The 25,108-nt window shown below is 48.9% G+C and carries 28 protein-coding genes and 1 tRNA gene; 12 read left to right on the plus strand and 17 right to left on the minus strand.

From position 1 onward, the window contains the following. Nucleotides 1-6: 6 nt before the first annotated feature. From GY634_RS05365 to uvrB, 3 genes are all read right to left on the minus strand, one after another. Nucleotides 7-1,200: an IscS subfamily cysteine desulfurase gene (locus GY634_RS05365; protein WP_166407533.1), complete on the minus strand. Its 1,194-nt coding sequence runs from the start codon at nucleotides 1,198-1,200 to the stop codon at nucleotides 7-9. Between the two features lies 1 nt (nucleotide 1,201). Then, nucleotides 1,202-1,720 carry a Fe-S cluster assembly transcriptional regulator IscR gene (iscR, locus tag GY634_RS05370; RefSeq protein WP_166407534.1) on the minus strand — a complete coding sequence of 173 codons (519 nt, stop codon included), beginning with the start codon at nucleotides 1,718-1,720 and terminating at the stop codon, nucleotides 1,202-1,204. Nucleotides 1,721-1,867: 147 nt separating this feature from the next. Then, nucleotides 1,868-3,895: an excinuclease ABC subunit UvrB gene (gene uvrB / locus GY634_RS05375; RefSeq protein WP_166407828.1), complete on the minus strand. Its 2,028-nt coding sequence runs from the start codon at nucleotides 3,893-3,895 to the stop codon at nucleotides 1,868-1,870. A 138-nt stretch (nucleotides 3,896-4,033) separates the two neighbouring features. Here uvrB and lexA point away from each other — a divergent pair, with 138 nt between their 5' ends. Further along, on the plus strand, nucleotides 4,034-4,684 hold the full coding sequence (gene lexA / locus GY634_RS05380) for a transcriptional repressor LexA (protein WP_166407535.1): 651 nt from the start codon (nucleotides 4,034-4,036) through the stop codon (nucleotides 4,682-4,684). Nucleotides 4,685-4,754: 70 nt separating this feature from the next. On the opposite strand, the gene lon is transcribed toward lexA, so the two are convergent. The 4 genes from lon to tig form a co-directional block, all read right to left on the minus strand. Next, nucleotides 4,755-7,199 (minus strand): endopeptidase La, encoded by a 2,445-nt coding sequence (gene lon / locus GY634_RS05385; protein ID WP_166407536.1) that lies wholly within the window; start codon nucleotides 7,197-7,199, stop codon nucleotides 4,755-4,757. Between the two features lie 155 nt (nucleotides 7,200-7,354). After that, entirely contained in the window at nucleotides 7,355-8,641 is a 1,287-nt protein-coding gene (gene clpX / locus GY634_RS05390) for an ATP-dependent Clp protease ATP-binding subunit ClpX (protein WP_166407537.1), read from the minus strand. Nucleotides 8,642-8,738: 97 nt separating this feature from the next. Beyond that, nucleotides 8,739-9,401 carry an ATP-dependent Clp endopeptidase proteolytic subunit ClpP gene (gene clpP, locus GY634_RS05395; protein ID WP_166407538.1) on the minus strand — a complete coding sequence of 221 codons (663 nt, stop codon included), beginning with the start codon at nucleotides 9,399-9,401 and terminating at the stop codon, nucleotides 8,739-8,741. A 3-nt stretch (nucleotides 9,402-9,404) separates the two neighbouring features. Further along, nucleotides 9,405-10,712 carry a trigger factor gene (gene tig / locus GY634_RS05400; RefSeq protein ID WP_166407539.1) on the minus strand — a complete coding sequence of 436 codons (1,308 nt, stop codon included), beginning with the start codon at nucleotides 10,710-10,712 and terminating at the stop codon, nucleotides 9,405-9,407. A gap of 284 nt (nucleotides 10,713-10,996) precedes the next feature. Between tig and GY634_RS05405 the strand changes: the two genes are divergently transcribed. After that, nucleotides 10,997-11,081, plus strand: a tRNA-Leu gene (locus GY634_RS05405). Nucleotides 11,082-11,310: 229 nt separating this feature from the next. Here GY634_RS05405 and GY634_RS05410 read toward each other — a convergent pair. The 3 genes from GY634_RS05410 to GY634_RS05420 form a co-directional block, all read right to left on the minus strand. Beyond that, nucleotides 11,311-11,565: a DUF1488 family protein gene (locus tag GY634_RS05410; RefSeq protein ID WP_166407540.1), complete on the minus strand. Its 255-nt coding sequence runs from the start codon at nucleotides 11,563-11,565 to the stop codon at nucleotides 11,311-11,313. A gap of 432 nt (nucleotides 11,566-11,997) precedes the next feature. Further along, entirely contained in the window at nucleotides 11,998-12,693 is a 696-nt protein-coding gene (locus tag GY634_RS05415) for a YjjG family noncanonical pyrimidine nucleotidase (protein ID WP_166407541.1), read from the minus strand. A gap of 147 nt (nucleotides 12,694-12,840) precedes the next feature. Then, nucleotides 12,841-13,053: a cold-shock protein gene (locus GY634_RS05420; RefSeq protein WP_166407542.1), complete on the minus strand. Its 213-nt coding sequence runs from the start codon at nucleotides 13,051-13,053 to the stop codon at nucleotides 12,841-12,843. Nucleotides 13,054-13,255: 202 nt separating this feature from the next. Here GY634_RS05420 and GY634_RS05425 point away from each other — a divergent pair, with 202 nt between their 5' ends. Then, the gene (locus GY634_RS05425) at nucleotides 13,256-13,750 is read left to right on the plus strand and encodes a MaoC/PaaZ C-terminal domain-containing protein (protein ID WP_242683611.1); all 495 of its coding nucleotides are present in this window, start codon (nucleotides 13,256-13,258) and stop codon (nucleotides 13,748-13,750) included. Between the two features lie 117 nt (nucleotides 13,751-13,867). Here the strand turns inward: GY634_RS05425 and GY634_RS05430 are convergent, their stop codons facing one another. Together GY634_RS05430 and GY634_RS05435 are read right to left on the minus strand one after the other, a co-directional pair. Beyond that, nucleotides 13,868-14,287, minus strand: coding sequence for a GNAT family acetyltransferase (locus tag GY634_RS05430; protein ID WP_166407543.1), 420 nt, complete (start codon nucleotides 14,285-14,287; stop codon nucleotides 13,868-13,870). A 73-nt stretch (nucleotides 14,288-14,360) separates the two neighbouring features. Next, complete coding sequence (locus GY634_RS05435; protein ID WP_207625520.1) at nucleotides 14,361-14,603, minus strand: MarR family winged helix-turn-helix transcriptional regulator; 243 nt, start codon at nucleotides 14,601-14,603, stop codon at nucleotides 14,361-14,363. Between the two features lie 30 nt (nucleotides 14,604-14,633). On the opposite strand from GY634_RS05435, the gene aceE reads away from it, so the two are divergent. After that, nucleotides 14,634-17,252, plus strand: coding sequence for a pyruvate dehydrogenase (acetyl-transferring), homodimeric type (gene aceE, locus GY634_RS05440; RefSeq protein ID WP_242683612.1), 2,619 nt, complete (start codon nucleotides 14,634-14,636; stop codon nucleotides 17,250-17,252). A gap of 163 nt (nucleotides 17,253-17,415) precedes the next feature. Next, the gene (locus GY634_RS05445; protein ID WP_166407544.1) at nucleotides 17,416-17,880 is read left to right on the plus strand and encodes a GNAT family N-acetyltransferase; all 465 of its coding nucleotides are present in this window, start codon (nucleotides 17,416-17,418) and stop codon (nucleotides 17,878-17,880) included. A 13-nt stretch (nucleotides 17,881-17,893) separates the two neighbouring features. Here GY634_RS05445 and GY634_RS05450 read toward each other — a convergent pair whose 3' ends face one another. The 3 genes from GY634_RS05450 to GY634_RS05460 all read right to left on the minus strand — a co-directional run bounded on the left by GY634_RS05450 (nucleotide 17,894) and on the right by GY634_RS05460 (nucleotide 18,754). Beyond that, a complete protein-coding gene (locus GY634_RS05450; RefSeq protein WP_166407545.1) occupies nucleotides 17,894-18,160 on the minus strand; it encodes a hypothetical protein in 267 nt (88 codons plus the stop codon). 61 nt (nucleotides 18,161-18,221) lie between these two features. Then, nucleotides 18,222-18,392, minus strand: a complete 171-nt coding sequence (locus GY634_RS05455) for a hypothetical protein (protein WP_166407546.1) — start codon at nucleotides 18,390-18,392, stop codon at nucleotides 18,222-18,224. Nucleotides 18,393-18,532: 140 nt separating this feature from the next. Further along, entirely contained in the window at nucleotides 18,533-18,754 is a 222-nt protein-coding gene (locus tag GY634_RS05460) for a hypothetical protein (protein ID WP_166407547.1), read from the minus strand. A gap of 429 nt (nucleotides 18,755-19,183) precedes the next feature. On the opposite strand from GY634_RS05460, the gene GY634_RS05465 reads away from it, so the two are divergent. Together GY634_RS05465 and GY634_RS05470 are read left to right on the plus strand one after the other, a co-directional pair. Further along, nucleotides 19,184-19,648: a GFA family protein gene (locus tag GY634_RS05465; protein ID WP_166407548.1), complete on the plus strand. Its 465-nt coding sequence runs from the start codon at nucleotides 19,184-19,186 to the stop codon at nucleotides 19,646-19,648. A 134-nt stretch (nucleotides 19,649-19,782) separates the two neighbouring features. Then, on the plus strand, nucleotides 19,783-20,376 hold the full coding sequence (locus GY634_RS05470; RefSeq protein WP_166407549.1) for a tetratricopeptide repeat protein: 594 nt from the start codon (nucleotides 19,783-19,785) through the stop codon (nucleotides 20,374-20,376). A gap of 92 nt (nucleotides 20,377-20,468) precedes the next feature. Here GY634_RS05470 and GY634_RS05475 read toward each other — a convergent pair whose 3' ends face one another. Then, nucleotides 20,469-20,678 carry a cold-shock protein gene (locus GY634_RS05475; protein WP_166407550.1) on the minus strand — a complete coding sequence of 70 codons (210 nt, stop codon included), beginning with the start codon at nucleotides 20,676-20,678 and terminating at the stop codon, nucleotides 20,469-20,471. 392 nt (nucleotides 20,679-21,070) lie between these two features. On the opposite strand from GY634_RS05475, the gene GY634_RS05480 reads away from it, so the two are divergent. The 5 genes from GY634_RS05480 (at nucleotide 21,071) to GY634_RS05500 (ending at nucleotide 24,446) form a co-directional block, all read left to right on the plus strand. Next, nucleotides 21,071-21,580 (plus strand): hypothetical protein, encoded by a 510-nt coding sequence (locus tag GY634_RS05480; protein ID WP_166407551.1) that lies wholly within the window; start codon nucleotides 21,071-21,073, stop codon nucleotides 21,578-21,580. Nucleotides 21,581-21,623: 43 nt separating this feature from the next. Beyond that, a complete protein-coding gene (locus GY634_RS05485) occupies nucleotides 21,624-21,839 on the plus strand; it encodes a hypothetical protein (protein ID WP_166407552.1) in 216 nt (71 codons plus the stop codon). 3 nt (nucleotides 21,840-21,842) lie between these two features. Beyond that, a complete protein-coding gene (locus tag GY634_RS05490; protein ID WP_166407553.1) occupies nucleotides 21,843-22,226 on the plus strand; it encodes a hypothetical protein in 384 nt (127 codons plus the stop codon). Between the two features lie 459 nt (nucleotides 22,227-22,685). Continuing rightward, complete coding sequence (locus GY634_RS05495; protein WP_166407554.1) at nucleotides 22,686-23,072, plus strand: pyrimidine dimer DNA glycosylase/endonuclease V; 387 nt, start codon at nucleotides 22,686-22,688, stop codon at nucleotides 23,070-23,072. Between the two features lie 369 nt (nucleotides 23,073-23,441). Beyond that, nucleotides 23,442-24,446 carry a FliC/FljB family flagellin gene (locus GY634_RS05500; protein ID WP_166407555.1) on the plus strand — a complete coding sequence of 335 codons (1,005 nt, stop codon included), beginning with the start codon at nucleotides 23,442-23,444 and terminating at the stop codon, nucleotides 24,444-24,446. A gap of 94 nt (nucleotides 24,447-24,540) precedes the next feature. Here the strand turns inward: GY634_RS05500 and GY634_RS05505 are convergent, their stop codons facing one another. Then, the gene (locus GY634_RS05505; protein WP_207625521.1) at nucleotides 24,541-25,089 is read right to left on the minus strand and encodes a P-loop NTPase family protein; all 549 of its coding nucleotides are present in this window, start codon (nucleotides 25,087-25,089) and stop codon (nucleotides 24,541-24,543) included. Nucleotides 25,090-25,108: the final 19 nt, after the last annotated feature.

The raw sequence follows: 25,108 nt of genomic DNA on the forward strand, positions 1-25,108 counted from the left end.
TACCTACTACACCAACGAGCTGCTTTGCTCTTGCTCCCAAAAGGGAGACAACTGGCGCAGACGCTCTACACTGTGGCGTATTGCTGCAATGGTAGTGTCTACATCTTCTTTTGATGTTTGACGCCCCAAGGAAATACGCAACGAGCTATGTGCTTGTTGATCGGTACGCCCTAAGGCTTTCAAGACAAAAGAAGGCTCTAAACTGGCCGAGGTGCAAGCCGAGCCGCTGGATAACGCCAAGCCTGATAAATCCATCATCAAGGCCTCGCCCTCTACCCCATCAAAACTCACACTGAGATTATGCGGTACACGCTGTGTCAGCGAGCCATTTACATACATACCAGGAATGCTTTGCAACCCCTGCAACAACTGCTGGTGCAACTGAGCAATACGTTGGCACTCTTCTTCACGTAACTGTTCGGCTAATTCAAATGCCGCACCCATGCCTACAATTTGATGGGTAGCCAAGGTACCTGAACGCATGCCACGTTCGTGGCCGCCACCATGGATTTGCGCCTCTAAGCGCACGCGGGGCTTACGACGCACATACAGTGCCCCCATACCTTTGGGCCCATAGGCTTTGTGCGCAGACATAGCAAGTAAATCTATGCCCAATGCCTCTACATCTATAGGCAACTTACCTACTGCTTGCGCCGCATCCACATGCAATAACGCGCCCTGCTCATGACACAGCGCAGAAATAGCAGCGATATCTTGCACCACCCCTATTTCATTATTCACGATCATCACCGACACCAAGGTGGTATCTGGACGTACGTGCTGGCGCAGCAGTTCTAGATCTAACAAACCTTCGGCATCGACCGGTAAATACGTGACCTCGAAACCTTGCTGTTCTAATGCATGGAAAGTATCCAGCACAGCTTTATGCTCGGTTTGTACCGTAATCAAATGCTTGCCCTTATGGGCATAGGCATGCGCCACACCTTTAATAGCAAGGTTATCGGCTTCGGTAGCACCGGAGGTCCACACTATATCGCGCGCTTGCGCACCTATGGCCTGTGCCACTTGGGCACGTGCACGCTCTACAGCCTCTTCGGCATCCCAGCCGTAACAATGACTGCTAGAGGCGGCGTTACCGAAGCCATCTTGCAACCAGTACATCATCTCTTCTAGTACACGCGGATCCAACGGCGTGGTCGCCGCGTAATCCAAATACAGTGGTCTATCTTTTTTCTGCACGTCAGCCACCAAAGTTGAAAACACTGGATGCTACAGGTGTTGCTGTTTTCTGCACGGAAATCACTTCCTCGTCACTATGAGCAGCTTCTTCCAACTGGCGTAAACGCTGTTGGTCTACTAAGTCTTGCAACGACACCGAATCCAAGTAATCCACCATTTTACGGCTTAAATTTGCCCAGAGGTCATGTGTCATGCACTGCCCTCGGCTACCGCCCGCACCTAACTTGCAGTTACCTTTACCTTTGCAATTGGTGGCATCTACAGGCTCATCAACTGCAAAAATAATATCCGCTACGGTAATGTGTCTAGCCAATCGTGCCAGTGAGTATCCCCCACCTGGACCACGTGTGCTTTCCACCAATTCGTGGCGGCGTAGCTTTCCAAACAACTGCTCTAGATACGACAACGAAATATGCTGACGCTCACTGATTTTGGCCAGGGTCACTGGTCCACTTTGTTGTCGTAACGCCAGATCTATCATGGCCGTTACAGCAAAGCGGCCCTTTGTCGTCAAACGCATACTGAAACTCCTCAGCTTATGGCGGGCACCCTTACAGCAATTTATACCCGACTAATTTAGTCCAGTATAGCAAACAACCAAATCTAAAATAAGGGTTTTCCCACAACACAATACACCATTTCGTACCGTGAAAACAACGCGAATTATTTACATTCCTAGTAGCGCTTTCTCTTTCAACTGACGCAACTGATCACGCGCTTTAGCTGCTTGCTCAAACTCCAGATTCTTCGCGTGATCCATCATTTGTTTTTCCAAGCGTTTGATTTCTTTGGCGAGTTTCTTCTCGTCGCTGAGTACATCGCTGCTGATGCTGCTGTATTCGGTTTCTACGGTTGGAGCAACGCTTACGCCATCAATAAGATCACGTACGGCTTTATTCACGCCACGAGCCGTAATGCCATGCTCGGCATTAAAGGCCAACTGCTTTTCTCGACGACGTTCGGTCTCGCTCATGGCGCGCTGCATGGAATCTGTAATTCTATCGGCGTACAAAATAGCGTGACCATTCAAGTTACGCGCCGCTCTACCTATGGTCTGAATTAAGCTGCGCTCAGAACGCAAGAACCCCTCTTTATCCGCATCCAGAATGGCAACTAACGACACCTCGGGAATATCCAGGCCTTCGCGCAGCAAGTTAATCCCCACCAATACATCAAACATACCTAGACGCAGATCGCGGATAATTTCCACCCGCTCTACCGTGTCGATGTCTGAGTGCAAGTAGCGTACGCGTATGCCATTTTCGGCCAAGTAGTCGGTTAAATCTTCAGACATACGCTTCGTCAGCGTTGTGACCAAAATACGCTCTTGGGCGGCAACACGCAGTTTAATCTCGCCCAACAAGTCGTCAACCTGCGTCGTAGCCGGACGCACCTCTACTAACGGGTCTACCAAGCCCGTAGGACGCACCACCTGCTCTACCACGGCATCGGCATGCTCTTGTTCGTAAGCAGCTGGTGTAGCCGACACAAACACCGTTTGCGGCATGCGCTGCTCGAACTCTTCCAGCTTGAGCGGACGGTTATCTAAGGCCGAGGGCAAACGGAAACCAAACTGCACCAACGTTTGTTTACGAGAACGGTCACCCCGGTACATGCCGCCAATCTGCCCAACGGTCACGTGACTTTCATCAATGAACATCAGCGCATCTTTAGGCAAGTAATCAATTAATGTGGGCGGTGGGTCTCCCGGTGCCGCACCCGACAAATGCCTAGAGTAGTTTTCGATGCCTTTGCAAAAGCCCAGTTCGTTCATCATCTCTAGGTCAAATCGCGTGCGTTGCTCTAAACGCTGTGCCTCAACCAGTTCACCTGCATTCACAAACTGGCTAACTCGCTCGCGCAGTTCTTCTTTGATGGTTTCCATAGCGCGCAAAATCGTTTCGCGCGGTGTCACAAAGTGCGACCCCGGGAACACAGTATAGCGGCGCACGTCTTGTTGGATTTTGCCTGTTAACGGATCAAATAAGGCTAGCGATTCGATTTCGTCATCGAACATGGTGATGCGTAAGGCTTGCTCCGCGTTCTCTGCCGGGAAGACATCAATCACTTCGCCCCTAGCCCGGAATATACCTCGTGCAAAATCCGCATCGTTGCGCTCGTACTGCATAGCCACCAAGCGCGCCAAGAGCTCCTGCCTAGGTACGGTATCCCCCACCCGTAACGTCAACACCATGGCATGGTAATCGCCAGGGTTACCAATACCGTAGATACTGGACACCGATGCCACGATGATGGTGTCGCGGCGCTCTAACAAGCTTTTAGTCGCCGACAAACGCATCTGCTCAATATGCTCGTTAATCGAGGAGTCTTTCTCGATAAACATATCGCGCGATGGCACATAGGCCTCAGGCTGGTAGTAATCGTAGTAAGACACGAAATACTCCACCGCATTACGAGGGAAGAACTCACGCATCTCTGAATACAACTGTGCCGCCAGTGTTTTATTAGGTGCCATCACAATGGCTGGCCTACCCGTACGCGCAATGACGTTTGCCATGGTGTAGGTCTTGCCCGACCCCGTCACCCCTAGCAAGGTTTGGTACATCAAACCATCTTCCAGCCCTTCCACCAATTTTTCGATGGCGGCCGGCTGATCGCCCGCAGGCGGGTACGGCTCGTACAACGAAAAAGGGCTATCGGGGAAATTGACAAAACGCGGTGCAAACTCTGACATAGGGATAGGTGACACGAAGTCCTAAAGAAACAGCCGGCATAACTATGCGTTAGATCAGCCCAAAAGCCCAGACGGCTTGATTTTTCCTGTATTTTAACGCAAAATCATTGCTGTATAAATAAACAGCATCAATATATCATGGCCGTCAAACTTACCATCAGGCAACAACAGGTGCTTGACATCATCCGTCAAGAGATACAACGCACCGGTTTTCCTCCCACTAGGGCTGAAATTGCTCAGACGTTGGGCTTTAGGTCGGCCAATGCTGCCGAAGACCACCTTAAGGCCTTGGCAAAAAAAGGCGCCATCGAATTAACAGCGGGCGCATCGCGTGGTATTCGTCTCGTACAAGACGACTCCCTGCCTGCTGCTGCCAACGACAACGACATGGCAAACGGCAACTTGCAACTACCTATTATTGGTAGAGTCGCCGCCGGTAGCCCCATTTTGGCCAGCGCCCACGTAGAACAAGAAATTGGTGTTGCCCCTACCCTATTTAGCCAAACGCCCGACTACCTGCTGCGTGTACGCGGCTTAAGTATGCGCGACATAGGCATTCTGGAAGGCGACTTACTGGCCGTCAAAAAAACCTCCGAGGCACGTCATGGCCAGGTAATCGTGGCACGCTTGGGCGACGACGTTACCGTTAAGCGTTTGCACATAGAAGGTAAACGCATTAACTTGATGCCAGAAAACCCCGATTTCGATCCCATCCCCGTGTCTGACGAAGATAACTTCAGCGTAGAAGGCATTGCGGTAGGGCTAATTCGCAATACCCCCATCCATTAAGCTACACCTAATGCGCCAGACATAAAAAATAGCCCAGTTTTCACTGGGCTATTTTCATACAGCGACTTGCTTAGTGCGTAGTACTCAAACCACCTGTACCACTGACCACTTTATTGGCCACGGCCGCTTCTGCTGCCAATCTGGCAACTTCTTCGTCACTTAATGGCACCGGCATTTTTTCCAACGCCACTTCCAAAACGCGATCAATCCAACGCACTGGAATAATCTCCAAGTGGTTTTTGACGTTGTCTGGAATATCAGCCAAGTCTTTCACGTTTTGCTCTGGAATCATGACAGTTTTGATACCGCCGCGCAGTGCTGCCAACAGCTTCTCTTTCAAACCACCAATTTCCAGCACTTCGCCACGCAATGTGATCTCGCCGGTCATGGCGACGTCTGCACGGATAGGAATACCCGTTAACGACGACACAATAGCCGTTGTGATCGCAATACCTGCCGATGGACCATCTTTAGGTGTAGCACCATCAGGGAAGTGCACGTGCAAATCGCGCTTCTCGAATGTTGTATCAGGAATGCCCCACTTCTGAGCGCGAGAACGCACTACTGTACGGGCGGCCTCTACCGACTCTTTCATGACGTCACCGATAGAACCTGTACGCTGCACGTTGCCTTTACCTGGCATGTCTGCGACTTCGATGGTGAGCAAATCGCCACCCACTTCAGTCCACGCCAAACCGGTAACTTGCCCAACTTTGTTCTCGGTTTCAGCCACACCAAAGGTGTATCGACGTACGCCCAAGAACTCTTCCAAGTTCTCGGAGTTCACCACCACAGTTTTTGGTTTAGCATCGGATTTAGCGGCTTCCAAAAACTTACGCACTACCTTACGGCAGATCTTGCTGATTTCACGCTCTAACGAACGCACACCCGCTTCACGTGTGTAGTAGCGAATCATATCGCGTACAGCGTCTTCTGCAACTTCAAGCTCGCCGTCTTTAACGCCGTTATGCTTCACCAGCTTAGGAATCAAGTGATCAAACGCGATACGTACTTTTTCGTCTTCGGTATAACCCGACAAACGAATCACTTCCATACGGTCTAACAGCGCCGGTGGAATGTTCAGCGTATTGCTGGTGGCCACAAACATTACGTCAGACAAATCGAAGTCCACTTCCAAGTAGTGATCTTGGAAAGTATGGTTTTGCTCTGGGTCTAGCACCTCCAGCAATGCCGATGACGGATCGCCACGGAAGTCCATGCCCAGCTTATCGATTTCATCCAGCAGGAACAGCGGGTTACGCACGCCTACTTTGGACATGTTTTGCAGCACTTTACCTGGCATAGAGCCAATGTACGTACGACGGTGCCCACGAATCTCGGCCTCGTCACGCACACCACCCAACGCCATACGTACGTACTTACGATTGGTCGCACGCGCAATAGACTGCCCCAGCGAGGTTTTACCTACACCAGGAGGGCCTACCAAACACAGAATAGGCGACTTCAGTTTGCTCACACGTTGCTGTACTGCCAAGTACTCGACAATACGCTCTTTCACTTTTTCCAGACCAAAGTGATCGCTATCCAGTACTTCCTGAGCATTGACCAGCGAATTGCTGATACGGCTCTTCTTACGCCATGGCATACCCACCAGCGTATCCAGATAGTTGCGCACCACGGTTGCTTCAGCCGACATAGGCGACATCAGCTTCAGTTTTTTCAGTTCAGCTTCGGCTTTCTTCTGCGCTTCTTTGGGCAGTTTGGCTTCTTCGATGCGTTTTTCTAGTTCCTCTAGATCAGCACCTTCCTCGCCCTCGCCCAACTCTTTCTGAATGGCTTTGACTTGCTCATTCAGGTAGTAGTCGCGCTGACTTTTTTCCATCTGTTTCTTCACGCGGCCGCGAATGCGTTTTTCCACTTGAAGAATATCGATTTCAGATTCCAGCTGAGCCAACAAGGCTTCTAAACGGCTACCTACAGCAGCCATTTCCAGCATTTCTTGTTTCTGCTCTAGCTTCAAGCTCAGGTGTGCAGCCACTGTATCGGCTAGCCTACCTGGCTCTTCAATACCGGTCAGGGAAGTCAAAATTTCCTGAGGGATTTTTTTATTCAGTTTGACGTACTGCTCAAACTGGGCCAACACAGCACGGCGCAAGGCCTCGTGCTCTGATGCCGATGCCGCAGAATCAATCTCTGCAGCCACAACCTTAGCTTTGAAACACTCTTCGGTTTCCGTCACATCTACCGCGCGCGCGCGCTGCATACCCTCTACCAGCACTTTTACGGTGCCATCGGGTAATTTCAGCATTTGCAGAATGTTCGCTACACAACCTATTTCGTATAGGTCTTCTTTGGAAGGCTCATCTTTGCTGGCAGTTTTCTGAGCAACCAACATAATGTGGTTGCCATCTTCCATTGCCAATTCCAACGCCTTAATGGACCGTGGACGCCCCACGAACAGGGGAATCACCATATGCGGAAACACCACCACATCGCGCAATGGCAATAGCGGGAGTTCCATGGGTTCCGTAGTAAGAATCTGGCTCGCAGACATAGCAAATTCCTTTTAATAAGCCCGTCATCCGCAAAAGGGAAGCATGAAGCTTCCCTTTTTAGATGCACTTCTTAACTGTAAGGTTGCGGCTATTTTGAATATTTCAAGAGCCAAACAAGCAAAGAGTCTATTATTTATAACAGAAAGTGTTCCGCTTAGGCGGCTGCAGTGTCCGATGTTGTTGCCAACTTATCGTCTTCGCTGCGTTCCACCAATACGGGTTCACTTTTGCCACTTACAGCATCCGCTGTAAGTACTACTTTGCCTACATCTGGACGCGATGGCAACTCATACATGGTGTTCAGCAATGACTGCTCAACAATAGAGCGCAGACCACGAGCACCCGTTTTACGGGTAATGGCACGTTTAGCAATAGCACGCAACGCATCGCTATCCACTTCTAGGTCAACGTCTTCCATTGCAAACAGTTGCTGGAACTGCTTCACCAATGCGTTACGCGGCTGAGTCAAGATTTGGATCAAGGAGTCTTCATCCAGCTCTTGCAAGGTAGTAACGACCGGCAAACGGCCTACTAGCTCAGGAATAATACCGAACTTGATCAGATCTTCTGGCTCAACTTCCGTAAATACCTCGCCTACACCACGCTCAGACTTAGAGCTCACCGACGCCGAGAAACCAATACCGGATTTCTCAGTCCTATCCAAAATCACTTTATCCAGACCAGCAAATGCGCCACCCACGATAAACAAAATGTTGGTGGTATCCACTTGCACGAAGTCTTGGTTTGGATGCTTACGACCACCTTGAGGTGGCACCGACGCAACCGTACCTTCAATCAGTTTCAGCAAGGCTTGCTGCACACCCTCACCCGACACGTCGCGGGTAATAGAAGGGTTATCTGATTTACGAGAGATCTTGTCGATCTCATCGATATATACAATCGCTTGCTGGGCCTTATCTACATCGTACTCGCAGCTTTGTAGGAGTTTCTGGATGATGTTTTCTACATCCTCACCCACATAACCCGCTTCGGTTAAGGTAGTCGCGTCAGCCATCACAAACGGCACATTCAACAGACGCGCCAAGGTTTGTGCCAACAAGGTTTTACCTGAACCGGTAGGACCGATCAGCAAAATATTACTTTTAGATAGCTCCACCCCATCATCCGAGGTATTCGCATAACGAATACGCTTGTAATGGTTGTATACCGCTACCGCCAAGCTACGCTTGGGAGATTCCTGACCAATCACATACTGATCAAGAAACTCTTTAATTTCTTTGGGTTTTGGAAGCTCAGTTTTAATGGCTTCTTTAGCTTTTTCCTGTGACTCTTCGTGAATGATGTCACTGCACAAGGTAATGCATTCATCACAAATGAATACGGAAGCAGGTCCGGCTATTAGCTTGCCGACTTCGCTCTGGCTTTTGTTGCAAAACGAACAATGCAGGACTTTGTCATCGGACGAGTTTTTATCAGACATAAGACTCTGTTAAAAATAGAGAGAAAAAGCGTTTTCCCTACAAAACATCACGTGCCTACGCTGCCAGCAAAAGTGCATGGCAGCGCAGTCACACCCATTAAGCTGTTTCGTCTGCGCGATGCGTCAAGACTAGGTCAATCAAACCATAGTTTTTCGCGTCGTTGGCTGACATGAAACGATCACGCTCAGTATCCAGCGCAACTTGCTCAATGGTCTGGCCAGTATTTTTAGCCAGAATACCATTCAAACTATCACGCAAGCTCAGGATCTCTTGAGCATGGATTTGAATATCCGATGCTTGACCCTGCGCACCGCCTGACGGCTGATGAATCATGATGCGAGAATTAGGCAAGGCGAAACGCTTGCCCTTTTCCCCCGCCGACAACAGGAAAGCACCCATACTGGCTGCCATCCCGGTGCACAGCGTTGAAACCTGAGGTTTCACGAACTGCATGGTGTCATAAATGCCCATCCCTGCGTACACACCGCCACCAGGCGAGTTGATGTACAAAGAGATGTCTTTGTCTGGGTTTTCCGACTCCAAGAACAGCAGTTGCGCCACAATCAGGTTAGCGGACTGGTCATTAACCGGACCCACCAAAAACACCAAGCGCTCACGCAACAAGCGTGAGTAGATATCGTAAGAACGCTCACCGCGGCCAGATTGCTCTACAACCATAGGAATGTAGCCCAAACCGGACGGTGTTACTGAGTGTCCCCCATGCATTGAAGCATAGAAGTCGATAAAACTAGACGACATTAGTTAGTTCCCCATGATTTCGTTGAATGGCACGCCCTCTTCTGTAACTTTAGCGTTAGAAAGTACGTGTTCAACCACGTTATCTTCCAGCACTACAGCTTCGATCTCAGCGCGACGTTGACGATCTGACAGGTAGTATGTCACAACCTGAGCAGGTTGTTCGTAGTTCTGAGCAAACTCTTCGATACGAGCACGAACCTGTTCTGGTTTAGCTTGCAATTCAGCCGCTTTAACCAGTTCAGACAGCAACAGACCCAAACGTACACGACGCTCGGCTTCTTCTTTGAAGCTATCTTCAGGGATAGGGAAATTGTCAGCGTTAGGCAAGCCGCGCGCTTTCAACTCTTCACGAGTGGCAGCAATACGGTTTTGCACTTCTGCGTCGATCAGTGCTTTAGGCAGTTCGAATGTAGAGGCACCAGCCAATGCATCCATCACGCTTGCTTTAGTGCGAGCTTGCACGCGAGCTTTAACTTCACGCTCAACGTTGCTACGGATGTCTGCTTTCAGCGCTTCTACATCGCCTTCAGCTTGACCCAGCATTTTGGCAAACTCAGCGTTCATTTCTGGCAGAACAGCTTCAGCCACTTCAGTTACTGTGATCTCGAATTGTGCTGTTTTACCAGCCACTTCGGTGCCACCGTAATCAGCAGGGAATGCCAGCGGGAAGGTTTTCTCTTCACCAGCTTTCATGCCTTGCACAGCAGTTTCGAACTCAGGCAACATACGGCCTTCGCCCAATACGAAGGAGAAACCTTCAGCGGTACCACCTTCAAAAGTCACGTCATCAATCGTGCCTTTGAAATCCAATGTAACGCGATCGCCGTCTTGAGCTGCGCGATCTGCACGAGCTTCAAATTGGGCACGCTGCTTACGCAGGATATCAATAGTTGTTTGGATTTCGTCGTCGCCAACATCCGCTGTGCTACGAGTGATTTCCAATGTAGACAGATCAGGCACGGCCACTTCTGGGTACACTTCGAATGTAGCGCTAAATGCCATAGTACCTTCAGCAGGCTCGCCCTCTTTGGGTTCGATGCTTGGTGTACCTGCAACGCGTACATCAGCAGCTTTCAGAGCTGCATCCAACGCTTTGCCTAATTCGGTATTGATCACATCGTAACGGACGCTAGGACCGTGACTGCGCTCAATCATGGCTAGTGGTGCTTTACCGGGGCGGAAGCCCTGAATTTTTGCGGTACGCGCCACACGTTTAAGTTGTGCCTGGACTTCTTTTTCGACATCGGCCACAGAAACGACCAGATCGACACGGCGCTCCAAACCGGACAGAATTTCAACCTCGGGCTGCATTAGAGACCTATTTGAGTGAGTTAGTGAATCAAAAATAATCGGTTATTTTACCGGAAAGCCGCCTTCAATAACCGGCCAACCCTCTATTCAATAGCAAGCATAGTACCTATGTCTAGCAATTTTTTAGGGTAAATCGGAAGATTGTACGCATAGAGAGCCATGCATACAATCACTGGCTACTCGCTTTGCCCTCCATTTTTACTTAGTTTTACCCACCACCGCTGGTGAGATAAAAATACTTGCAAAAAAATAAAAGGCATTCTATACTTCAATGCTTGTTTGAAGCGAACGTGGCGGAATTGGTAGACGCACCAGGTTTAGGTTCTGGCGCCGAGAGGTGTGGGAGTTCGAGTCTCCCCGTTCGCACCAACAGATTGAAAAAGCATTGATTCATAGAATCAGTGCTTTTTTTATTTCTGCTTTCAATTGATTAGCCTCTGCTGATAGAGAAAATAGCCCATAGCTACTTTCCGGCAATCATCACCAGTCAGCGCTCGTTATTGCGAGGTAGAACAGTATTCTGTTGACTGCCCATCAACAGCACACCAAAAACCGTTGCACCTCATACCTTACAACAGACATAAAAAAAGCTTGGCATCTAGCCAAGCTCACTTTCTCGTACCCAAAACGGCTCTTTAGCCCCCTGCTTGTACTTTCGCAGTACCACTTTATGAATTACAGCACGGTGCTCGTGATAGGCGTCCACACAGCTCTCTTCCCCTATCCACTTACCTGTCAATGCTTCCAAGGCGTTTAAAGATACATTTCCTAATACGCGCTCGCCAACATCCGTCAAAAAAGAAAATGCCACGCCTGATGGATTAACCCTGTACTCAGCAAACTCAATATCCATTTTGCCCTCTTGTAATTATGCAAATCAAAAATCTACTGATTTTCTGCCTTGTTACAACGCAGGAGCGTGATACTGCTGCTCCGTTCAAAACGACTTGAACTTCTTTAGCCTGACCCAGACTGCGAGCATGCCACTGCTTGGCAACCCTTGCATCAGATCCAGCTAAGTCTAGCAGCATAACGAAGAAATATTACAGAATATATGCAACCAAATAATTACAACGGATACCTAGGCCTGCCCACCGAACACCTTCATTCGTCTTTAAAAACCCCATTCCTCCTAGGGGGAAAACGTATACAGCAGCCACAGCCGCAGCAACCACCCTTGTAAGCTGCTTAGCACTAACCCCTAGCCAGAATCGCATCCACATTACAACAAGCAACAGGCAATACAGCGCTAAACAACTCAAAAGTAAGCGTCGTTAGTACACACTTAGCCCCGCACACCTACCAACCTCAACAATTCGGTTAGATGTGCTATTTCATAGGTGGGTTGTACCCCAGAAGCGTTTGGGGCCGCAGAAGGGTTAAACCAGCAACTGGAGATCGCAAAGTTATTGCCACCCAAAATATCAGCATCCAACCTATCACCAATAATCAGGGTTGAATCCCTGCTAAAGGCTTTTGCCTGCCCCACCGCAAAGTCAAACAACCTCGTATCGGGTTTGGCATATCCACAGGCCTCTGAAGACGCCAAAAAGGAAACATAAGGCTGCAAGCCAGCATTCGCCACGCGCTGACGCTGCACCTGTTCAAAACCATTGGTAATGACTCCAACCTCACCCACTGTGGCCAATGCTTTGCATACCTCTACAGCACCCTCAACTAAGGCAACGTGCTCTGACAACCCCTGCAAATACAACTGGTTCGCCTGCTCGGCATCCATCGTCACACCATGCTTGGCAAAGGTACGTACAAAACGCTCTACTTTTAGCTGGTCCCTAGACACCAAGCCTTGCTCAAATTGTTTCCATAACCCGCTGTCTATTTCCAGGAAGTCCGCAAACACCTGGTCGGGCGAGACCACGGCATCAGACGCGCTCAACATCCGCCTAAACGACCACGCGTTTGAAGCAGAAAAATCAAAGAGGGTATCATCCAGATCAAAAAGGAAAAGGCGGTATTTCATCCAACGTCACCGTCTGTAAAGTACAAAATTCGTATACACCCGATACTACGCACTTTAGCAATCACGCGCACGCATAAAAAAAGCGAGGCCCTGTAATCAGAGGCCCCGCTGGGTATTTATGCCTATACACCCTAAGGCTATAGGCTTTTACAGCACTGTGATTTTTGTCGCACAGGGGCCTTTTTGGCCTTGTCCAACCACGTATGACACGCGTTGATTTTCCGCTAGCGCACTTTGCGACCCGTTACTTTGGATTTCACTGTAATGTGCAAAAAGATCCTTACCACCGTTCTCAGGCATGATGAAACCAAAGCCTCTATCGTTGTCGAACCATTTCACAATACCAGTTTCTATTTTCAATGTATTTCCTAAATAATGAGAGAAATTTCTCCAGCCCACTATGACAGAAATACAGTACTAAAGATACCCATCACCCCACGCTGCCTGCAGTCCTCGCTCCAAAAACCATCCACCTACCAACGGTTGACGCCCACCAAAACTTAAATCTACTATCTACTATATATTTCATAACTAAACTAAGGAGACCATTGTGCTGGTGCCTATGACCAAAGCCAAGACGGGGGTACTTCGCTACTTAGAAGACTTCAAGGTAGGTGAGCAGATTGAAACCGAAACCTTCACACTCACGCGAGACAATATCGTTGCTTTTGCCGAGGAATACGACCCTCAAGACATGCATATAGATGAAGAGCTCGCGAAAGGTACTATTTTTGGTCAATTAGTAGGTAGCGGGTGGCAGACCTTATTAATCACTCTCAAGCTAATCTTGAACTCTAAGCGCTTTGGCGACACGCCATTAATTGGCGCGGGCTTTAAAGATGTACGTTTTCATCACCCCTCGTACCCAGGAGACAGCCTACTGGTTTGCGCAGAAATTATGGATATACGTCCATCTAAGAACAAAGCGGACCGCGGTTTAATGGATGTATATGTCACGACTAAAACCACCACCGGCACGGTACTCATTACCCAGACGTGGACGCTTGCACTACCCACCAAAGCTAGCATCGCAACCACAGAATCTGCCCCAAACTAGCTTGTAGCCAACCGCCGCGCCTGCTCACGCACCGCACAAAAAAGCCCGTTGGTCTATACACCAACGGGTCACACTAGTATGGGCTTAACAGGCTAGGCGTTAATGCTTCAAACCTCGTTATTCATCGGCAATTAATCTACGCCCCAAGCTCACCACGTCGTCTTGCGTGTAGCCCAGTTCAGCATAGAACTTCAACACCTTGGTGTTACTGCTACGAACGAGTAGGTTAATTTTGGGACATCCTCGTGCAATGAGTAGTTGCTCGGCCTCGTGCATCAGCTGTTTACCATAAGATAAACGCTGAAACGCTGGATCAACCGCCAAGTAGTACACCCAGCCCCTGTGCCCATCAAAACCTACCATCGCCGTCGCCATCAACTTCTCGCCCTCCACCCCCACCAGAAAAAGCTCCGGTTGTTCCGTAAGCTTACGGGCAATGTCTTTGCGGGGGTCATTCCATGGTCGCGTTAAACCACATACCTCCCAAAGGGCAATCACAGCAGACTCATCGGTGGGCTGATAAGCACGTATATCCATTGTTCTCATTCTCTAAAAGTGAGTAGCAAAAACGAGCAACATCACACTGTAGTAGCCTTATGCGTCATGACTATTACTCTGACTCTGTAGATGTTTTGTCACGATCACGTATAGCAATCGCTGCCTTATTCAAGCCAGCAGACAACTGAGCTTGTTCATCAACGCTAAACTGCTTCAGAAAAAGTTCGGCAACGGTGGATTCGTATACTGCCCACATTTTTTTCCGTAGCTCACGCCCTTTAGTGGTGATCGTGGCAAATGCTGCCCGACCATCTTCTGCAGAGCGAGCCCGCGTCACCAGTCCCTCGTACCTCACGATATTGACCCACAAGAGACGCGAGAATGGTTGGAGGCGTTAGAGGCTGTAGTTGCAGTTGAAGGCAGACCACGGGCTCATTACCTGATCGACCAATTAGTGGATTTTGATGTTGAACAACACGGCAGCCTGCACGACAAAGTGACCACGGCTTACGTCAACACCATCCCCAAACGCGCTCAACCCGCCTACCCAGGCGATCTAGGTGTAGAGCGTCGACTTAATGCCTACATACGCTGGAACGCGATGGTCATGGTACTGCGCGCCGGCAAACACTCTAACGTGGGCGGGCATATTGCAACCTACCAGTCGGCAGCCGTACTGTATGACGTGGGTTTTAACCATTTTTTCCGTGGCAGAACCGACAGCTTCGGTGGCGATATGGTCTACATACAAGGCCACTCTGCCCCCGGCATTTATGGGCGCGCCTACCTAGAAGGACGCATCACCGAGAAACAGCTGGATAACTTTCGCCGCGAAGCTGGACGTGATGGCCTATCTTCCTACCCTCACCCGCGCTTGATGCCTGATTTCTGGCAGTTCCCTACCGTCTCCATGGGGCTAGGCCCACTCACCGCCGCCTATCAGGCGCGCTTTATGCGCTACCTAGAGTACCGTGGACTCATGGAGCACCAAGGTCGTAAGGTCTGGGCGTTCCTTGGCGATGGTGAAATGGATCAGCCAGAATCGTTGGCAGCGATCTCCCTCGCAGGGCGTGAGCGCTTAGATAATTTGATTTTTGTGGTGAACTGCAACTTGCAGCGCCTAGACGGTCCAGTACGAGGGAACAGCAAAATCGTGCAAGAATTGGAAGGTAACTTCCGCGCAGCAGGTTGGAATGTCATCAAAGTATTGTGGGGCAGCGGCTGGGATGAGCTATTACAACGCGACACCTCTGGCCTATTACGCCAGCGCATGATGGAATGCGTTGATGGTGAATACCAAACCTTCAAATCACAAAATGGCGCGTATGTGCGCGAGCACTTCTTTGGCAAATACCCAGAACTACTAGAACTGGTCTCCCACTTATCCGACGATGATATCTGGGCACTTACCCGTGGCGGCCATGATCCAGAAAAAGTCTACGCAGCGTATTCGCAAGCGGTAAACACCTCCGGCCAGCCTAGCGTTGTACTCGTTAAAACCGTAAAAGGTTTTGGTATGGGTGAAGCAGGCGAAGGTCAGAACATTAACCACCAGCTGAAGAAAATGAGTGCTGATGCGGTACGCGCCTTCCGCGACCGTTTCTCACTGCCCGTATCTGACGACCAACTGGAGGAAATGCCCTACCTAAAACCCGCCCCCAGCAGCGAAGAAGCACGCTACTTCGCCGAGCGCCGATCTACCTTAGGTGGCTACATTCCTGCCCGCATTAGCAAAGTAGAACCTTTAGAAACTCCACCGCTAAGCAGCTTTGCTGCCCAGCTGAAAGATAGCGGCGACAGAGGCGTGTCTACCACCATGTCATTTGTACGCATACTAACCACCCTGCTTAAAGACCCAAATTTAGGAAAACTGGTAATCCCTATCGTGCCCGATGAATCGCGCACCTTTGGCATGGAGGGCTTGTTTAGACAAATTGGCATTCACTCGTATTTGGGCCAGCTTTACACCCCACAAGATGCGGGGCAACTCAGCTATTACAAAGAAGCCAAAGACGGCCAAATCTTGCAAGAAGGTATTAATGAATCAGGAGCTATCTCGTCATGGATTGCAGCAGGTACTGCCTACAGCAATCATGGTGTAACGGCCATCCCCTTCTACATTTTCTACTCCATGTTTGGCTTGCAACGCGTGGGCGATTTGGCGTGGGCAGCGGGCGATGCGCGCACCCGAGGCTTTATGCTAGGCGCCACATCGGGTCGTACCACCTTAATGGGCGAAGGTTTGCAGCATGATGACGGACACAGCCACGTACTGTCCTCTGTGATCCCTAACTGCATTTCCTATGACCCCACCTTTGCCTACGAACTGGCAGTCATCATTCAAGACGGCTTACGTCGTATGTATGTGGACCAGGAGGACATCTACTACTACATCACGTTGCTGAACGAAAGCTACCCCAACCCCGCCTTACTTGAAGGGTCCGAAGCGGGCATTCTTAAGGGCCTGTATCTGTTTAAAGATGGCAGCGCTACTAAGGGCGAGACACCTCAAGTGCAATTACTGGGCAGCGGGTCCATACTGCGAGAGGTTATTGCCGCCAGCGAACTACTAGAAAAAGACTTCGGCATTCACAGCAATGTGTGGAGCGCCACCAGCCTCATCGAACTACGTCGTGAAGGCATGGCTGCAGAACGCTGGAATATGTTGCACCCTGAAGACCAGCCACGTATTCCTTATGTACAACAATGTCTGGAAAAACACGCCGGCCCTATTGTCGTCACCACCGACTACATGAAAATCGTAGGCGACCAAATCCGCCCCTTCATTCACAACACACGTTTTGTGTCGTTAGGCACCGATGGTTTTGGTAGATCCGACACTCGCGAGTCCTTACGCACCTTCTTTGAAGTCGACAGACACTTTGTTGTGTTAGCTGCTTTAAAGGCATTAGCGGATGATGGTGTTATTGCTCGCAGCAAAGTGAGCGAGGCCATTACGCTCTACAACATTGATAAAGAGAAAGTTGACCCTGCTTCGGTGTAACCCTTGTTCAGCCACCGTTTAATCGCCGCATGGGTTTTATGCGGCGGTTTTTTTATGCCCACACACAGTAAGGAGTACACCTCACCCACACCCCATTTGGTTTACTCTTTATACAGGGTTTACACATGAACACACTACTTTCCCCTGTTACCTCGGAGTCCACATGACAGACACCTCTTTTTCGCTCTCATTCAGACCCGCAACACAAGACGATTTAGCCGCCATTACTGCGCTACTGTCCGATGATCCTTTGGGAGCCACACGTGAAGGGCGTGAGTTTGAGTCGGCCTATCACGCCGCCTTCATGGCGATTCAAGCACAGCGCGGTAATAGCCTTATTGTGGCCGAGCATGAACACCAGGTGATTGCTGTATTGCAGCTTACCCTTATCCCAGGGCTATCGCGCGGCGGCATGCTACGTGCACAAATAGAAAGCGTGCGCGTCAGTAATCTATATAGAGGGCAAGGTATAGGCAAAAAACTACTGGATTACGCGATCAACCAAGCACGTATAGCCGGCTGTGGAATGGTGCAATTGACCAGTGATAAACAACGCCGTGATGCGCTGCGTTTCTATGAGGGTTTAGGCTTTACCGCCTCTCATGAAGGCTTCAAGCTGCTGCTATAAACAAGCCACCCCGCTACTCCATAAAGAGTTCTTCCGCCTCTATGGTGATCATATGCCTATCTTCGGTAATGATAGCGGTATGAGCATGTATGTCATCTCCATGCCCAGAAATCACCACATTCCCTTTAGCATGAAACTCAAGCGGAGTGACCATTTCAATCTCATCCGCCGTAATTTCTATTGCCCTAACTTGTGCATAGACAAGATCATCCCCTGTCTCAGCCGTTGCAGCCAAGAGCGGCCATAAACCAAATAGTATTGTTGCGATGATCTTTTTCATTCTGCTCTTCGAAAACAGGGCCCTTTGCCCCGCTTCTATATTTAGCACATCGCGACACTACCTATGTTAGGCATTGCAAGCAGGTAATACGGTATATGTGATGCCTGAGGTGGCTCACCGTGAAGTTGCGCTGCAAGACGCAGCGACGCACCCACGATACGTCCACTTCCGTATCGTGCGCGATCAACCAATTGATATAAGCATCGCTATCTGCGGTAACAATAAGAGTCATTCTGTTTCCTACCCATCATGAACCAGTTGTCATGATAGCGGTAGGCGGCGTCATAGCACCTACTTATTTTTGCCTGTCTTATTGCCCGCACCGTATAGCACGCTAGATGGTCCCGCTGAGACCACCTTTGTCAGACTAGCTTATACGTAAGCGACTTGAGCCGCTTGTATAGCCCGCTCAGCGAAGCGTTGAGCCTCGGCCAGTGCATCTTCAATACGGCCAAACGCCCCACTAATTGCCAAATGCTCATGAGGTGCCGGCACAATTCGTGTCTCTACTTGCCCGTTTTCCAGAGTTCTAATTTCTACTTCGTACTTCCAGCCCTCAGAGGATCCCTGAGCTGCGACTGTCCACTCTTCCATACCACCCTCCATGTACCATGTAATAACTCTATATTCGTAACATGAAAAGTCTACCAGCACACTAGGTTATTCATTCTACAAATACGAAACCAAAAGAAACAGCCGCTAACGCTTAGTACACAATGGTTTGAGCAAAAAAAATCCCCGTATTCGCGAATCGAATCGGGGCAATAAATGGTCTGCCATACAGCAAGACCCTGCTTTTCTTTTTTCTATAAGTACTGATCTCTTAGCTACTACGCTGCAGCTTAATCGTCATCTCTACCCTTATAAAGGAAAGGGAGAACAAACGAGAAAAATACCGCAACCCAGTAAATAGGCTTCATAAAATACATAGACATCTCTTTTCAAACGATGTCATCATTATACAAATAATAAGTTCAAAAAATGTTAACAATCAATAAGTTACATTTACATAAGCTTACATCCATGCTAACAACACCAGATCAGAACACCGTTTCACACCAAGCCGCTTGCCACTGCGGAACCGTGCGTTTTAGCGTCACGCTTAGTGATGGCGTTGCCAGCGCAAGACGCTGCAATTGCTCTTACTGCCGTATGCGTGGTGCTGTCGCCGTATCAGCCTACTTAGATAACATTCATATACAGCAAGGCCAAGACGCACTTACGCTCTACCAGTTCAATACCGGCGAAGCCAAACATTACTTCTGCTCTAGATGCGGCATTTACACTTTCCACCAACGCCGATCCTCCCCCGATCAGTATGGTGTGAATGTGGCTTGCATAGAAGGCATGAGCCCCTTTGATTTTGCCGAAGTACCCGTTAACGAAGGGCGCGTACACCCTAACGACAGACCTGCAGGCAGTTCAAATATTGCAGGCTGGCTGCGTTATCAACCCAATACTGATCACCAGCCCACCCCAAAAAAATAATCACCAGATGAAAATTGCACTGCTACTACTCGCCATGGGCTTTCTGCTGTACATGCTGTTTTTACTGGTGATGCTAGGGGTGCATCCGGGCCTATAATGACCTAACATAAACCACGCCACAGCCGAGTGCTCATATGAATAATAAAAGTAGATGTATAGCCGTGATATTGGCACTTAGTGCTTACGCTAGCCTGCCTGTTAGCGCTCAAACCGATACCACCGTTACAACAACCGCAACCACAGGTGCTGACACTCAATTTACACTGGGTTTGCTGTACTACAACGGTGAAAATTTTCCTCAAAATTTTGTTAAAGCACGCACACTCTTCGAACTAGCAGCCGCACAAAACCATGCGGAAGCCCAATACATGCTGGGCCTGATCTATTTGAATGGAGAAGGTGTAGCACACAGCTTCAGTCAAGCGCTGCCATGGCTTGAGAAAGCGGCGGCCCAAGGGCATGCTAGAGCACAATACAACGCCGCTATTTTGTATGACATGGGTGATGGTACTGAGCAAAATCTGCAAAAAGCGTTTGAGCTTTACACCGCAGCCGCCGAACAGAACCACCCAGGTGCGCAATTTAACCTAGCCACCATGTACGTGAAGGGTGAGGCGGTTCCCCAGAACATTGAAATCGCACAAGACCTGTATAAAAAAGCCTGCGATCAGGATATTGCAGCAGGCTGCCGTGAGTTAGAGCAACTGTTACTACACCCTAAAGAATAGACACTGCTATAGGACAACAAAAAAGCCAGCCCTACAAAATAGGTCTGGCTTTGAAATTCGATACTGTCTAACGCTAATGCGTTAGGCATGCATTAAATTTTTTGGATGTTCGTAGCGCAAGGGCCTTTTTGGCCTTGGCCAACTTCGAACGATACGCGTTGGTTCTCGTCAAGAGACTTGTAACCTGTCCCTTGGATTTCACTGTGGTGAGCAAAGAGATCCTTACCGCCGTTCTCCGGCGTAATGAAGCCGAAGCCTTTCTCGTTATTGAACCACTTTACAATACCAGTTTCTGTTTTCAATGTCTTTCCTAAATGTACTCAGGGAAAAATATCCCTCTGTAATCATGGCAGATAAGTTGGATAAACGGTAGGGGTTTTAGCAAAACTCTATGCTACTTTCACAAAAAATCGGCAATTTCGTACACGCTACACAACACCCTAATCACCGCCGCACCTCGTATAGATTCAGATAGACACAGCCACGCATATAACGCTATCATCTTAAATGATGATGAGTCGGCATAGAACGGCTATTTATTGTCCAGTTTCTGGCAGTAAATAACCGCGCCTCAAAGAGGGCTTCCTTAGGGAAGCCCTCTTTGTTTTCAGAGCCTCATCCTACAGACCGGCACTTGCCAAGCCATGGCGCAGTATTTTATTGTTGTGCATCTTTAGGCACAGGCATATCAAGCATGACGTCCAGAACTCTACTTTCTGCCTCTATTCTGCTGCTTAACATGGCTATACACGTGAGCGCTGAGGCGGCAACTCAACCGCCTACCGCCCCCACAACCAGCAACTGGAGAACCGGCCATAGCGTTGATCCCTACACAGGCCAACAATACCCCTACGCTAGCCTGAGCTCCACGACTACGCCCGCCATACTAAGTCTACTCTGTGGACGCTATCAAACCGTTGTTAACCTACATTGGGGGCAGCCAGTTTCTAGCAGCTCGGTAAAGGTGCGATATTCACCGCCCCTTCACGGTGATATTCCAACAGAGGACTGGGTAGCCTCAGAGCACAGCGCTACCCGTACCTTCCCTCGTGACGGCAACGAACTCTTTGACTATTTACGTAGCTCACCTACCATTATCCTTGAGCTATTTCCCGTAGATGCCGCCAGCACCATGATTACGTTTTCCACCCAAGGCGCTGATACAGCACTGCAAGACCTTATCAAGGTCTGCGGTAACAGCTAAGCTACCCATAGCGGCTTTCCCTTATTAGGCATCAGGAATCATCATGAAAAAAATCCTCACTGCATTCACACTCGTTGCGCTATGTACACCGTTGGCACATGCTGCTTCTATCCAAGAAGCTCTAGCAACCTGTTCAGCCATGAAGGACGGCACCGCACGCTTAGCGTGTTTTGACCAATTAGCAAAAGATTTTCAAGAACAGACTGATGCTGCGGATAACGAAACCGGCGCAACCGCCTCAGCCCCTAGTAACAAATAACCCATGCGACAACAGTACCACTTTCGCTCTATAGGCCCTGACACACACATCTGGGACGTTAATAAACTACTCGCCTCCACCCAATCACTACCCGTGGAAGATGTGCCACTGGATGCCATACAAGAGCTCAACGAAGCTTACTGGTATGACTTAGGGGGAGACGCACCGACGTGCCGTTCTATCGCCAACCATATAGCCTTGGTACAAGCAGCCGATTTAACTTATCCCATTTTGTTGTGCCCCGCAGGCAAAGTCATTGATGGCATGCACAGAGTAGTGAAAGCCTTATTGCTCAAACTCCCCCATATCCAAGCCATACGACTACCCACATTGCCAACACCAGACTTTGTGAATGTTTCGCCTGATGACCTATGGTATGAAGACTAACTTTTAGGTTGCCATTTAGCCATGAAAAAAGCTGCCTAGTAGGCAGCTTTTTTCATGGTTTCGTCTTGTCGCATAGAGGCTCATTGTCTGTTACGGTACATTTTCACACAACACACAAGGGCGAAGGCCGTCAGCACAATTGCCAGATCAATACCTAAAACCCGCATCCATAATTCCCACCAACCGGAGGATAAAAACATACTCTCTCCTATCATGTAACTATATCAATCAGATATGTGCAAATCCTACCATCAACAAAAAAACTCATATTGATAAATGACAAGAAAACCCTAAAAACAGTAACAACCAAATAAACATCCACACAACTTTCTAGTAATTTATTACAAAAAACAACCTAAATTAACAATATTTATCGCCCTTTATAATCAAATAAAATACAAAACAAAATAGATCAATAATTGATTATTAGATCACCCCCTACCAACCAAGAAGCATATTGTGACCCGTATCAACTGTATTCCTGTAGAAGAGCTAAGCGGCCCACACCTTGTGGCTGAGTATCGTGAGCTTCCCCGTGTGTTTGCCCTCGCAGAGAAATCCGTAAAGCGTGCAAAACTCATACAACCAGAGGCTTACACGCTGGGTAAAGGCCATGTGCTGTTTTTCTACACGCGACTTGGTTATCTACAAAAACGGCATGCTGCTCTGATCGCCGAGATGAAACGTAGGGGGTACAACCCTTCGTTTACTGGTATAGAGCGTAAGGACTTTCCCCTTATACCAGAGCATTACTGGAATGATTGGACGCCTACACCCGAGGCAATGGAAATTAATAGGCAACGAATAAAAGAACGAGAAGCAGCTTCGTTGCTAAAGAAGCAGTAAAAGAACAAGATTCCCCATAAAATAGATGACTAACCCCAATACAAAAGTGCAAAACACGTGAGTTTTTGTAACGTTAGATTTTGGGTATTTTTAGAATTTCCCATAAAAGATTAATGCTCTAGTAAGGCTGAAAAAGTAGGGAGTAAAACTCCTGTTTTAGCCATGAGTAGAACCACCGCCTTCATAGATATGGGGTAGTCATGTTCTATAGGGAGTTGAGGCAGCAAAGTCTTGCCACGCGAGCCTAAGGGATGAGTAGCCACCTAGCGCAATGCATTCTTATGCGCTGACAACAATAGTCATGCTGTAGTCAGTACTACTCTCCTAGCAGCTTCCGACAGATTATTTGTTTTATAACAACCAGTTAGCTTGCGCGCTATCAACAGCGCAAAAGATGATGCGGCAGGGCAAGCGATTGCCAACCGCTTCACGGCTAACGTTAACGGCTTGTCACAAGCCGCACGTAACGCCAATGATGGTATTTCCATCGCACAAACAACTGAAGGTTCGTTGAACGAAATCAACGAAAACTTGCAGCGTATCCGTACCCTGAGCGTACAAGCCGCTAACGGCTCTAACTCCAGCACTGACCTGCAATCCATTCAGAACGAGATTAACGAGCGTTTGTCTGAAATCAACCGTGTGTCTAAAGAAACCCAGTTCAACGGTAAGTATGTGTTGGGCGAGGATGCCGCTAAATTGACAGTTCAAGTTGGCGCAAACGACAATGAAATCATTAATATTGATTTGAAAAAAATCGATAGTACTGAACTTGGTCTGAAGGGTTTCAGTGTTAGCGGTTTGACTGGCCCTATCACTGAATTTTCAAACACTGATGCCAACGGCATTACGACCACAGCACCAGTGGCATTTACGACTACTGCAGGACTGGATGGTAAAGAGTTGACTTTGCACTCCTATAAAGACGCTGCTAATGCCACTCAATATGCAGTAAAAGATGATTCAGGAAACATGTACAAACTGGATGCCAGTAAAGTTACTCCAGCCGATGGTAAAGTAGTTGTGGATATTGCTGCAGCAGATCTTGCTGATGCTAAAGCAGCCTATGATGCAGATGCAAAAGCTGGTTTTACAGCCACTGCTAATCCACTGGCTGCGTTGGATAGTGCTTTACAACAAGTTGACGACCTGCGTAGCCACTTGGGTGCGATTCAAAACCGCTTCCAGTCCACAATATCGAACCTGAACAACACTGTGAACAACCTATCCGCAGCACGTTCACGTATCGAGGATGCTGACTACGCGGTTGAAGTATCCAACATGACCCGTTCACAAATTCTGCAACAGGCCGGTACGTCTGTGTTGGCGCAAGCTAACCAGATTCCACAAACAGTGCTGTCCTTGCTACGTTAATCTTAACGGTAGCCATACAGTTCAATTGGGTAACGTAGGTTGCCCCGCAGTACAAAGCCCTCAAGTTTCTTGAGGGCTTTTTGTGGTCTTTGCATTAGGCGGTAGGACGTGTAAGCGCCCACTCTCTATATGCCGTCTGCAACGCTCGCGCACCATCAAGCCTGACCTTAGGCCCTGACCACGTTTGATAAAGCGCGTGGTAACGTTTACGGTTTTTGGGGGTGATGATCGCTATATGTTTGATCATGTTCCACTTGATGCTACCTTGCCCGCCCTCCAATGAACCTATATGCCCCGACTCATACAGCGATCGGCGCAAGTACCTCATCAAACTCAAGGCCGTAGAAAGCTCTAGCACAATCAGCCCCGTGGCACGCGCTAAGCGTTGGGGCATACTCACGGAGTAATTCCCCTCCATAATCCAGCTCTCTTCTGCAATCGCCGCATCATGCAGCGCTAGGAAATCCGCCGTGGGTCGTGGCACCCAGTTACTGTGTGGCTGATGGTAGAGCTGATCCAGATGAATCACGGGACAGTGATTTTTCTGGCCTATTGCCGTTGCCAGCGTAGACTTTCCACTGTTAGACGGGCCAATGATGCAAATACGTGGTCCTAATTGTGCAAGTGTCAGTAAAGCAGTCACGTCGGTGGTATCCAAGAGT

The sequence above is a fragment of the Paenalcaligenes suwonensis genome, assembly GCF_011290505.1.
GTDB lineage: Bacteria > Pseudomonadota > Gammaproteobacteria > Burkholderiales > Burkholderiaceae_B > Paenalcaligenes > Paenalcaligenes suwonensis.

Coding starts and splice junctions, on each gene's coding strand:
- clpX (WP_166407537.1), bottom strand. CDS start 8,641: ATGTCTGATAAAAACTCGTCCGATGACAAAGTCCTGCATTGTTCGTTT.
- tig (WP_166407539.1), bottom strand. CDS start 10,712: ATGCAGCCCGAGGTTGAAATTCTGTCCGGTTTGGAGCGCCGTGTCGAT.
- GY634_RS05465 (WP_166407548.1), top strand. CDS start 19,184: ATGCTAACAACACCAGATCAGAACACCGTTTCACACCAAGCCGCTTGC.
- uvrB (WP_166407828.1), bottom strand. CDS start 3,895: ATGTCAGAGTTTGCACCGCGTTTTGTCAATTTCCCCGATAGCCCTTTT.
- clpP (WP_166407538.1), bottom strand. CDS start 9,401: ATGTCGTCTAGTTTTATCGACTTCTATGCTTCAATGCATGGGGGACAC.
- lon (WP_166407536.1), bottom strand. CDS start 7,199: ATGTCTGCGAGCCAGATTCTTACTACGGAACCCATGGAACTCCCGCTA.
- GY634_RS05410 (WP_166407540.1), bottom strand. CDS start 11,565: ATGGATATTGAGTTTGCTGAGTACAGGGTTAATCCATCAGGCGTGGCA.
- GY634_RS05460 (WP_166407547.1), bottom strand. CDS start 18,754: ATGGAAGAGTGGACAGTCGCAGCTCAGGGATCCTCTGAGGGCTGGAAG.
- GY634_RS05470 (WP_166407549.1), top strand. CDS start 19,783: ATGAATAATAAAAGTAGATGTATAGCCGTGATATTGGCACTTAGTGCT.
- GY634_RS05485 (WP_166407552.1), top strand. CDS start 21,624: ATGAAAAAAATCCTCACTGCATTCACACTCGTTGCGCTATGTACACCG.
- GY634_RS05480 (WP_166407551.1), top strand. CDS start 21,071: ATGACGTCCAGAACTCTACTTTCTGCCTCTATTCTGCTGCTTAACATG.
- GY634_RS05425 (WP_242683611.1), top strand. CDS start 13,256: ATGACCAAAGCCAAGACGGGGGTACTTCGCTACTTAGAAGACTTCAAG.
- GY634_RS05455 (WP_166407546.1), bottom strand. CDS start 18,392: ATGACTCTTATTGTTACCGCAGATAGCGATGCTTATATCAATTGGTTG.
- GY634_RS05490 (WP_166407553.1), top strand. CDS start 21,843: ATGCGACAACAGTACCACTTTCGCTCTATAGGCCCTGACACACACATC.
- GY634_RS05445 (WP_166407544.1), top strand. CDS start 17,416: ATGACAGACACCTCTTTTTCGCTCTCATTCAGACCCGCAACACAAGAC.
- GY634_RS05415 (WP_166407541.1), bottom strand. CDS start 12,693: ATGAAATACCGCCTTTTCCTTTTTGATCTGGATGATACCCTCTTTGAT.
- lexA (WP_166407535.1), top strand. CDS start 4,034: ATGGCCGTCAAACTTACCATCAGGCAACAACAGGTGCTTGACATCATC.
- iscR (WP_166407534.1), bottom strand. CDS start 1,720: ATGCGTTTGACGACAAAGGGCCGCTTTGCTGTAACGGCCATGATAGAT.
- GY634_RS05430 (WP_166407543.1), bottom strand. CDS start 14,287: ATGGATATACGTGCTTATCAGCCCACCGATGAGTCTGCTGTGATTGCC.
- GY634_RS05450 (WP_166407545.1), bottom strand. CDS start 18,160: ATGAAAAAGATCATCGCAACAATACTATTTGGTTTATGGCCGCTCTTG.